We start from the raw sequence: 11,180 nt of genomic DNA on the forward strand, positions 1-11,180 counted from the left end.
CCGCCATCGTCGACCGGGTTGTTGTTGGCGTCCTGGATCTGCGCAGTGATGCGCAGGGTGTCGTCGGCATTGAGCTCGCGGCCCAGATCGGCGGGCACGTTCGTCAGATCGTTCAGCACAACCGCGCTGCTGGTCATCGGATCGAACCACTCGACCTTGGAGACGGCCAGGTGATCGGGCGCAGCCGCCTGGATCGTCATGTCGTAGATGTTGTTGCTCTGCAGCGGACCCGAGAAGGCGTAGACCTCGACCGGCTCTGCCACCAGGTAGGTGACGTCGCTGAAGGTCGCGGTGCCGTCGGCGCCGATGGTCGGATCGGCAAACTCGGGACCGACCTGCATTGCGGTGTTTGAGAACAGACGCAGGGTGCTGCTGCCGCTCTGGACCGCCAGCGTGATCAGGCGCGAGCTGGGAATCGGGTTATCGAAGGGATCGCGGACCTGCACCTCGATGCCGGGCTCGGCGATCGCCGCGGCGAAGTCCTCGCCCGCGTCGAAGGTCGGGGTGAGGTTCGCGTTGGTGAACGAGAGGTGGTCGGGCTCGGCCGGGGTCACCGTCACGGTTACGTTGTCGATGGTGGCTACGCCGCCATCGTCCATGTCTTCCACGTTGAAGATAAAGTCACCGGCCATCTGCGCATAGAAATCCGGGAAGGCAGCCTGGCTGGTACCGACCGTCGTGGCGACGACCTGCGTGCCGGCCGTCAGCGGATTGGCGCTGGGGGCGGTGAAGACGATTTCGATGTTGTCGGCCACGCCCGCGGGGTTGCCGAACTGGTCCTGGATCTCGACCACGAAGGTCGGCCACAGCTCGCCGGCTGTGACCTCGTAATCGGGCTCGGTATCGAACACGAGCTGCGTCGGAGCACCGACCGTGTTGCGGTCCACCACATTGGTGTTGGCCGAAACGATCGAAGCGTCGGTGGTCTCCGCGCGGAATGTATAGGTGCCTGGACGGTTCACCAGGGCGTTGGTGAAGTCCACCAGGCCCATGGCATCGGCCGCAATGGCCTGGGTGCAGGGATTGCCGTTGATCTCCACACAGGTGCCGCCGACAAAGGGCGGAACCGGGGTGTAGGACTGCTGGGTGAGCAGAAGCTCGCTGCCCACGCTCGGGCCGGTGGTGATCGGGTTGCCGAAGGCGTCCTCGATCTGGAAGGTCACGTCGAAGAAGCTGTCGACACTGACCGGCGCGCTATTGGGCTGCGTATCGATCGAGATCGCCGAGAACACACCGTTGCGCACCGTGAAGGCGTTGACCGCCAGCGGGCTGTTGGTGATGCCGCCGATGGCCGAGGTCGCCGAGTTCATCGTGAACGCGCCGGCGGTGGTATCGGTGATCGTGAAGGTCACAGTGCCCGAGACGAAGTTCCCGTTGTAGGGCGAGTCGCCCGAACCGGTCACGACGAGCTGCACGGCGCCGTCGTCGGCCGTCGGGTTCGCGCCCTGCACGTCGCCGTCGACGACGTTGTTGAACTGGTCACGGAGCTGAATGACGATCTGCTGGTTGCCGGCATTGATCTCATCGGCCGTGATCGGCGAGGTCGGCTGCTGCGAGACGAACATGTTGTTCGGGCCCGCGGCTTCAACCTGGATGATCTGGTTGCTCGCAGTGGTGGAGAGGACCGGACCGGCGGTTGCACCGACGGTGATGGTCTCCTTGACCGTGTGCTGCACGCCCGGAAGCGTTGCCACGCCATTGTTGGCGGTGACGCTGAGCAGGCCGGGGTTGGCTGCGGTGAATGCGCTCTGGCTGCCGCTGGTCAGCTTGAGCGTAATGGCGCGGTTGCTGATGACGCGGTTCTCGAAGGCGTCGCGCAGGTCGACCTGGAAGGAAGCCGGCATCGCAGCGCCATCGACGAAGGGCACGCCCGCCGTCTGCACGGCGCCGAATGCGGCATTGATAAAGGTCAGGTGATCGAGCTGGGCCGAGTCGATGCGGACGTCGACAACCAGCGGGGCCACGGTGCCCAGCGTCTGGGCGCGAACCTCGAAGGTCATGTTCTCGGCGCGCGTGGCATAGAGGTCGTTGAAGGTCGCTTCCTGCGGGCTGCCCGAGGCGGTCGAGTCAACCACCGTGGATCCCTGAATCGTCTGAAGCGGCGGCACCGGTGGGTTGCCGATGTGCGCGGGATACAGGTTGCCCGGAAGCGGACCGGTCGCGGCGGTCGGAACCACCTCGATCATGTCGCTGCCCGAGGGGTTGCCGCGCTGGTCGACCAGGCGGACGGTCAGCGGGGCCCAGACCTCGCCGGCGATTTCAACCGGGTCGGTGGGGCTCACCACTTCGAAGGCCACCGGCGTGCCGGCGTTGAGATCGGGAAGCGGGTTGGTCAGCACGTTGGGCGTGCCCGAGAGATCGCGGACTTCCCAGCGGTATTCGTCACCGCTGCCACCGATTCCGTCGTTCGGAAGGTCGACGGTCACTCCGGTAAAGGTCCAGCTCGCGTCGCCCGGATTACACGCAAGCGTGCCCGGGTTGAAGAACGCGCTACCAAGCGAAGTGGAAACGCCGCATCCGTTGATGCAGCTCGCACCCGCGGGGCTCTGCACGAGACGCAGCTCGAGCGCCGGGCCGCTAACCAGCGGCGTGCCATTGGGATTCTGGCAAACGCGGTTACCGAATCCGTCCTGCAGTTCGACGGTGATGTCGAAAGTGTCGTCAACCGTGCCGGCAGTTACCGAGGGCTGCGTCGTGACGACGAGACCGGTGAAGCCGCCGTTGATGACGTCGAAGGTGTTGCCGTTGGTGACCGTGTTGCTGGTCACGAGACCACTGGTCGAGGCACGCAGGCCATAGGCGATTCCGGGCGTGTGGACCTGGACGTTGTAGGTCACTTCACCAGCCACGGTCATCTGCGTGTTCGAGGGCGTAATCGTCACCGCGCCGAACGGCATCATTGCCGCGTCGAGCACGGCGAGCGTCACGTTGCGCTGCTGCGTCGGAAGCGTCGCCAAGTCGTACACCACGTTACCGTAGGTGTCTTCCTGAACGACGCGGATTGCCTGCACGTCGTCGGTCGTGCCGTCGACGGGATCATCGAGGAAGGTCAGGTGATCAGGCGAGGCCGGACGAATCAGAACTTCGGAAGAGGGAACGCGCTGGGTCACTGAACCCGCGTTCGCCAGAAGCTGCACAGTCTCGGCCACCTGGTAGCTGATGCGCTGACCGGGGGTCTCGACGGTATCGTCGAAAAACGGGTTGCCGGCGATAAAGCGCGCGGTGCCGTTCTCGGCGGAGACCGAGACACTGCCCACCAGCGAGCCGGTGCCCGTGGTCGGATCGATCGAGACGGTCACCACCTGGTTGGTGTCCACGCGGTTACCGAATGCGTCACGGATGCTGACCTCGAAGTTCGGCCAGTTGGCGCCGGCCACGATGCTGGTCGCTGCGATGGTCGTGGCGTTCGTGTCGTCGAGCGCCGGACCGAAGTTCTCGAAGGTAAGATTGTCGGGCACGTCGGGCTCGACGGTGACGGTAGCCGGCGGGCTGTCGATGGCCTGCACCGGGGTGCCGCCAACGCCCGCGGGCGCCACAACGTCAAAGGTCATCACCTCGGCGGTGATGTGACGGATCGAATTAAAGGTGGCCTGGCCGTTGACCAGGGTGTCCTGCTGCACGGCGATGGTGTCGTCGAAGTTCGAGCTGGCTGGGGTTTCCTGCAGTTCGATCAGGTCGCCGTTGGCCGAGAACACGCGGTTGTCGAAAATGTCCTGGACCTCGACGATGAACGGGGCCCAGGGGATACCGGCGGTCTCGAAGTCGCGCGGCGGGACCACGAAAGCAAGGTGATCGGGATCGCCCACGGCCACGTCGATACCGACCGAGTTGGTGTCGGTGAAGATCAGCGGATTCGAGGGCAGAATGCGGAAGCGATAGTCATCGCTGCTGGGCACGCCGTCAGTCGGACGATCGACCTGGATGAGGTAATCGATGCGACCGTTGGGCAGCGCGTCGTCGGCGCCGGCAGCGGAGCAGCCGGTGATGCAGAGGCCTGTTGAGGGGCCCTGAACCAGAAGCAGCGCAGCGCGCTCATCAAGCGCGGTCATACCGTCGAGCTTGAACTCGGCGACGTTGTCGAACTGGTCGTAGTAGGTGATCTGGACCTGAATGTCCTCACCCACGCGCGCGGGCGGGGCGACGGCCGCGGGCTGAACGGTAAAGTCCACACGCGCCGGCAGGCCGTTGCTCAGGTCGAAGGTCGAGGACGTATCGGTCAGCAGCGTCGTCGGAACGAGGCTGCGCGACTGGATCGTGTAACCGGTGCCCACGAGATCCACCTGGAAGTCGGGGAAGGTTGCAATGCCGTTGATCGGGTTGGTCGTAGTCAGGCCCTGCTGCGAAGCGCCCATGGTGCCGCCCTGAAGGACGAGTTCCACCTGACGCTGGGGCGATTCCGAAGAGGTCGCGCGGTTGCCGAAGCGGTCTAGGATTTCGACCTGCACCTGCTGTTGGTCGTCCACGTGGGTGCTCTCGGGCTCGTCGATGAAGTTCAGGCTGCTCGGGGCGCCGTGAACGACGTCGAAGAAGTTACTCTGCACCGAGGCAAGGCCGGAGGAATCGGCCTGCAGTCGGTAGCCGATGCCCTTCTTGCTGAGCTGAATCGCACTCGTGCCCGCGAAGGTCGCGGTGCCACCGGTGGCAGTGACGACAATGGACGTATCCAGCGTGGCAGGATTGTCGTTTCGAACCAGCAGCGCGCCGCCGACGTTAAACGCCGCCGGGATGCGCAGGGTGACGTTCGCAGTCGTCATCGTGTCGGGATCCTGCACAAAGAGGTTCCCGTAGGCGTCAAAGACCTGGACTTCCACCGTCTGCTGCGTGTCCGTGGAGGTGTTGGTCGGATCGCCCATCACAATGGGGCCGCCATCGCTGCGCGGCTGGGTCAGGAAAGCCTGATAAGAAGCGTCGTTGTTGACGATCGTAATCGGGTTGGGCGCGTCGACCGGATCGGGAACCGGCACGAGCGCGCTGAAGGGCACGGCCTCGGCAGTCACATCGATGTTGGTCTCGGCTGTCGTGTAGGTCAGGTTCTGGAGAATATCGATACCGAAATCGACGGTGCCTCCTGCGGCGGTACGCTGGTTGAACTGAAACCCGCCGTTAACCGGGTTGTTGTTCGAAGCCACCAGTCGAACGATTGTCGTAAAGTCGTTGGTGCAGAGGTTGCCGAACTGGTCGTTCACACGAACAACGACCGCGTATCGGTTCATCGTCATCGGGTTGGTGTCGGTGGAGTTCCAGCGGCGACCGGCGATCTGGCTGACCTCGGGCGGATGGACCCAGTCGAGGTTGTCGGGCTGGCCGGCTTCCACGTCGAACTCATCGGAGAGATCCAGCGTAGTCGCGGCGCTCGGAAGGCTGGGCGCAAAGGTGCCGAGCTGGAAATCCAGGCCCGGGCGATTGATCTGAATTGCGTCGTCCACTTCGAATGTCGCGATGCCGTCAACGGCCACGACCGTGAGCTGCGGGAGCGGGTCGAGCATCATCGTCATGGTGTTGGGCACCATGAAGAATGCATCGCTCATCGCGCTGGCATCGACATCGATGCGCAGGGCGACCTGCAGGTCGTTGCCGGGGTACGGATCGCGAATGATGTTGTTGTACTGGTCACGCACAGCGACGGTAACGACTTGGCGGTCGTCGGTGGAGACGTTCTGGGGCTGCTGCTCGAAGGTCAGGTCCGCCGGCAGATCGGGGATGATCTCCACCGGGCGGGCGGGCGCCGGATTCAGGCTGCCCGAGAGGACCGTTACGTTCACGATGCCGGCCGTCGTGGAGAAGATCGCATTGCGGGAATCGAAGATGTAGCGGCCCAGATAGGTACGCCCCTCGAAGAGGTCGTTACCCGACTGGATCTGGCCCGAACCGTCGGTCACCGCAAGGGTGATGTCGCGGCTGGTCTCGACCACGTTACCGAAGGCGTCTTCGATCTGGACAAGGAAGTCCGGCCACAGCTCGCCCGCGGGAATGGGAACGGAGTCGCCGTTGGGGTCGTCAAACAGGGGTTCGCTGGCATCGCCGGCGCCGGTCTCGTCGATCTCGCCGCTGAGCAGCACTTCACCGACGATGCGGGGGTGGTCGGGCACGTTCGGTACAACCGTCACCGTACGCGTCACCGCCGGCCGATAGCCGGTGGCGGTAAAGGTCACTTCGATGTCTTCGGCCAACGTGTAGGTGATGTCGTTGAAGACAGCCACCCCGCCACGCGTCGCACGCGAAACGGTACCGAGCAGACGCGAATTGCCGTCCGCCAGCCACATCGTAACGACCACGCCGCTGGTGCCCTGCGGGTCCCCACGGAGGTCGGCCAGTTGGACGTGAATCTCCGGCCAGAGATCACCCGCTACAACTTCGCCTGGCGGCGGAACGCTGTAAGCGAGGATAAACTCCTCGTCACCGGAACACGCATTGGTGGCGACCAACGCGAAGACCAAAAAAAGTACACGGATAGCTGCGGAAAAGGATCCCCTGAGCATCCCACACTCCCCCAAGTTTTCAGGCAACAGAACGCCCCCTCTGGGCTTTCGCTATCTGTTGCCGTTGGGGGGATTTAACCGATCAATGCACTGAAGACAACTTTGAGAGGTGGGTCACAGCACAGTCGCGCACATTGACGCGGCGCAATATGCCACTGGACCATCGCAGATGCCGCCAGAAGCCCGCATGCGCAATCTGTCCAATTCGGCGGCAGCGCGACGCTGCTGCGAGCCCAAGTCGGCAACATCCTTAATATATTGCAAAATTAAGGTGTGCGGAACCCTTGAAGCACTGCATGCGGGGCAGTGGTCCCCGGTTGCGCGCGAGCGGTTCAGGTGCTCGAGAGGCAAGGGGCATCGGATGCCGGGTTGGGACTGCCGTACAGGCGGGTCACCTCCGCGGCCATTCGCCCGCGGAGCGCCAGCCCCAGCATCTTGAAATCGGCGCGCAGCGACCAGCTCGGATAGGTAAAGGTGGCCGGACGATTGTGCTCGATGAAGAAATGGCTGAACCATGCCGGGCCGTAGCCCGCCACCGGCGCCAGCGCCAGTGGAATCGGGTTGAGCGTCACGACCGCGCTGGCCGCCAGGCTCAGCGCCATGCCGGTGCCCATGTAGTGCAGGGCCCGGCACAGGGGTTTGCGGTGCTCACCCACATAGTAGGGCCAGAATTCCTCAAAGCTCTGAATTCGCTCCGCCATCTCTATCCTCCTCGCGTGGGCAGCGATTCTATCACAACCCGGCCCTTCTTCAGGCCCCCAGCCTTTCCTTGACGAATGCGGTCACGCGGGCGAGGGCCTCGCGCGACTCGGGCATGAGCCCGGCGAACATGGGGAAGTCGTGCCACATGTGCTCCCAAACTTCGAGGGTCACCTGCGTGCCGGCTTCTTTTGCGCGCTCGGCAAAGCGCACCGAGTCGCTCTGCAGCACCTCGGCGTCCCCAACCTGGATGTACAACGGCGGCAGATCGTTGAGCGGCCGGCGAAGCGGCGCCAGAATGGAGATGCGGGGATGATTGGCCACAGCATAGTGGGCCACCAGCTTGCGAATTACGACGGGACTGAACCACGGATCGGCGTCCTTGCGCGTGACATAGGACTCGCCGTCAAATTCCAGGCAATCGGTCGCTGGCGAGAACAGTAATCCCGCCGCGGGCATCGGATCGCCCGCGTCCCGCGCGCTGATGAGCGTCATCAGCGCCAGACATCCGCCCGCCGAGTCGCCGCCAACGACGATCTGGTCCGCCGAAACCCCATGGCGCAGCAGCCAGCGGTACATGCCCAGGCAATCGTCATTGGCACAGGGGAACGGGTTTTCCGGCGCGAGGCGGTACTCGGGAAGCAGCACCCGAAGGCCCGCGCCTTTTGCGATGTGCGCGGCGAACTCCCGGTGGCTGTCGGCGCCGCCGCAAACGAAACCGCCGCCGTGCAGGTAGAGAATCGTCCGCGGATCATCCATTGCCGCCTCGCTGGAGGCGATCCACTCGCACGGAAGGCCCAGGATGTTCTCCTTGCGAATGATCGTGCCCTTGGGCAGACGGGAAATCCCGTTCATTAGTTTGAGCAGCCCGCGCTGCACCCAGGGATAATCCGCCGCCGCAAAGGCCGGGCGGACCACTGTCTTCACCGTGCCGCGAACAAAGCGCCCCTGCCTTGAGAGCTCTCCGACCGGGACGAAGTACCCGGAATTCTCACTCATTGCTGACTTCCTTCTCCGCCCGGCACCAGAAGCACCTTGCCGCGGGTCATGTTTTCCTCATAGCGGGCGATGGCCTCGATCGCGCCGCTGAGCGGGACGCGCTCGGCCACGGCGGTCGAGAGCTCGCTGCCGATGTGCCGTTGCACCTCGCGCATTGCGAGCAGCAGCCGAAGGTTGCCCTGCTTGCGAATCCAGTCGGAAAGCCAGAAGCCCGAAAGGCGCTTCCGCTCGAAGATGAGCTGCCCGGGCTCGACTCCGCAGGATTCCAGCGAGAGGGCGCCGTATACGACGGCCTCCGATCCGCGCGGCATGGCCGCCAGCAGCTTACCGGTCAACTCGCCCGCGACGGCGTCGAAGGCGATCGTCGCGCCGAGTTTCTTTGCCCGCTCGTGGAGCTGCTCTTCAAAATCACTGTCGCTCGAATCGAGGACATGTTTGGCGCCCATCTCCCGCAGGAGCTTTGCCTGCTCATCGCGGCGCACGACGTGAATCACCGGATAATGATCGCGCTCGCTCATGCGCAGCATCATCCGGCCCAGGGCGCTGGCCGCCGCGGTATGAATCGCTGCCTTGTGCCCGCCGCGCTTTGCGTTCTCGAGCAGCGCCATGGCCGTGAGCGGATTGACGATCAGGCTTGCTCCCTGTTCGTCGCTGATCTCTTTGGGAAGCGGGATGCACATGGTCGGGCTGGTCACGACGTATTCCGACCAGGTGCCGTCGGCATCTTCCTGCACGCCGCAGGTCACGCGCTTTCCCACCAGCCAGCTCGAGTACATCCCACCGCCCGAGGCAACGACCGTGCCCGCGCCTTCGAAACCCGGGACGCAGGGCGTGGCTTTGGTAAACCCGTAGAGCCCGCGCGTGAACATCACGTCCGATGGATTGACCGGCGCGGCCGCCATTCGCACGAGCACTTCGCCGGACCCGGGCCTGGGCACGGGGACTTCATCGACGCGCACCGAGCCGGGCGCGCCATCGAAGGCATGCACCCGCACGGCCTTCATGGTTTCGGGAATCTGGTCACTGGCAATCATGGTGGGCCCTCCCGCCCGGAGGTGCGCGCCAGCAGGGCGCGGCGCTCTCCTTGTATCCGCCCGCGCGCGGTCCTGCCAAATTTGCAATGGAAGTCATTGCTCCCCGGTCGGTGGCGATTTGGGCGGCGGGAGGGTAAAAGCCACCCTCACGCGCCAACCTGAGGCGCCGAGGGGCGAATGAGCGAAGAATCGGGCAATCAAGGCGCTGGGGGCTCCGGAGCATCGTTCTGGGAGCGCCTGCGCGAAAATCCCCAGTGGGTGCTCTACGCGCTGGGAGCCGGTCTGCTCTATTTTGTGGCGACAGAGTTCTTTCGCCGTTTTCCCCATTCGGGCGACGAATATGCCTATGTCTACCAGGCCAACACCTTTCTCGCCGGTCGCCTGGTCAACCCCCTCTCGCCGTTTCCCCCGACCTATACCGTGGTTCACACCATCAGCATGCCGTGGGGAATGTTCTCGAAGTATCCGCCCGGCTGGCCGGTGGTGCTGGCGCTGGGCGAGGCCCTCTCGCTGGGATTTCTGGTTGGGCCCGCCATCGGGCTGATCACACTCATCCTCGGTTACCGCCTGGCCGAGCGCCTGGCCGGTCGCCAGAGCGCGCTGGTGATGACAGCGCTGCTCGCAACCAATGGCTTTTTCCTTTTCAACAGCGCGTCGTTCTATCCGCATGCGCCAGTGATGCTCGCGCTCATTCTGATTTTCGATCATCTGGAGCGCTACTATCGTGCGCCGGCAACACGCGACGCGGTGATTGCATCGGCCGCGCTGGCTTTTGTCGTTCTGGCCCGCCCCTTCGACGGGGCCCTGATTTTGGGCATCCTGCTGCCGGTGCTTGCGATCTACTTTTTCCGAAACCTCAGCAAGCCGCTGGCCCGCGACACCGCTATTGCAGTCAGCATTCAGGTGCTCGCTGTGGGGATCTACCTTCTCTACAACAAGGGCACGACCCACGAGTATTTCACCTTCGGGCACCAGCTCGCCGACGCGACCGATCGCCCGGAGCTGGCACCGACTAAGATGGGCGCCCCGTTTCTCTTTCGTGCGGGTCGTTATCTCGAGGTCTTCTGGCCACTCATTCTGGCGCCGCTGGCACTCTTCATCCGGCGCGACGATCCGGCGCCGAATCGCCGTCTGCTGATCGGCTTTTTCGCCTTTTCATTGCTGTTCTGGGTGGGATATGCGACCTATCTCGTCCCCGACCTGCCGCCGCGCTACGGCTCACGCTACCTCTATCCGACGCTCTTTCCGCTGGCACTGCTGGCCGCCGTGGCACTAATGCAGGTCTTGCGCGGGACCGCCCGCTGGATCGTACTGGCGCTGCTGTGCGGCGCCCAGCTCGTGCAGGTCTACAACGCGGGCGCGGGGATCCAGATGGCGATCGATGCGGGAACCGGGCTCTATCAGGCGAGCACTTACCTGGGCGCCGCGCTCAAACCCGAAAAGATGGCCGTCGCCATTCAGGGCTCTTCCGGCTCGATCCCGAGCGTCGATCTGGTACGCAACGACCTTGATTACAAGCAGGACGTTCTTTTCATGCGAACGCCGCTGGGCCTGCGACCCCCGGTACCTGCCGCCCAAGCGCGCGTCCGCTACGTGTGGGACGGCATCGGCGGTGCGCCGGTGCTCTGGAGCGATGAAGCGGAAGCGCGTGTTCCGATGTTCGTGCTCAGCTCGCCGCAGCCCACCGCGCTGCCACGCGAGGATCGCCCCGGCTGGGTGCTGGTCACGGGCTCCAATCGTTGTTTTGGCGAGCACTACATCTATCCGGGAACGCGCCTGGATACCTGGGCGCGCATGGGCCCCTGCCCCGGCCCCAGCAACGTGAGCTGGGCGCCGATGCCCGCGCTCTCGCCCCAGGACGCGGCCGCGCAACACGCCGAGCGTTTCTACGTGCACTACCGCACTTTCGTGACCATCGATAAAGAGCAGGACTACAGCTTTGCGCTGCGCTCCAGCGGCGGCGGCGCGC

At 64.2% G+C, this 11,180-nt stretch carries 5 protein-coding genes; 1 reads left to right on the top strand and 4 read right to left on the bottom strand.

Annotation, left to right across the window (positions count from 1 at the left end):
- From KDH09_13275 to KDH09_13290, 4 genes are all read right to left on the bottom strand, one after another.
- Window positions 1-6,479: hypothetical protein (locus KDH09_13275; protein MCB0220665.1), on the bottom strand; the 6,479-nt coding region annotated here is incomplete at its 3' end.
- 332 nt (window positions 6,480-6,811) lie between these two features.
- The gene (locus KDH09_13280) at window positions 6,812-7,180 is read right to left on the bottom strand and encodes a DUF962 domain-containing protein (GenBank protein MCB0220666.1); all 369 of its coding nucleotides are present in this window, start codon (window positions 7,178-7,180) and stop codon (window positions 6,812-6,814) included.
- 49 nt (window positions 7,181-7,229) lie between these two features.
- On the bottom strand, window positions 7,230-8,177 hold the full coding sequence (locus KDH09_13285; GenBank protein MCB0220667.1) for an alpha/beta hydrolase: 948 nt from the start codon (window positions 8,175-8,177) through the stop codon (window positions 7,230-7,232).
- Window positions 8,174-9,208: a zinc-binding dehydrogenase gene (locus tag KDH09_13290; GenBank protein MCB0220668.1), complete on the bottom strand. Its 1,035-nt coding sequence runs from the start codon at window positions 9,206-9,208 to the stop codon at window positions 8,174-8,176. Before KDH09_13290 ends, KDH09_13285 begins: the two co-directional genes overlap by 4 nt.
- Before the next feature lie 180 nt (window positions 9,209-9,388).
- Between KDH09_13290 and KDH09_13295 the strand changes: the two genes are divergently transcribed.
- On the top strand, window positions 9,389-11,180 hold a 1,792-nt coding region (locus KDH09_13295), incomplete at its 3' end, for a glycosyltransferase family 39 protein (protein ID MCB0220669.1).

This window comes from Chrysiogenia bacterium, assembly GCA_020434085.1.
Taxonomy (GTDB): domain Bacteria; phylum JAGRBM01; class JAGRBM01; order JAGRBM01; family JAGRBM01; genus JAGRBM01.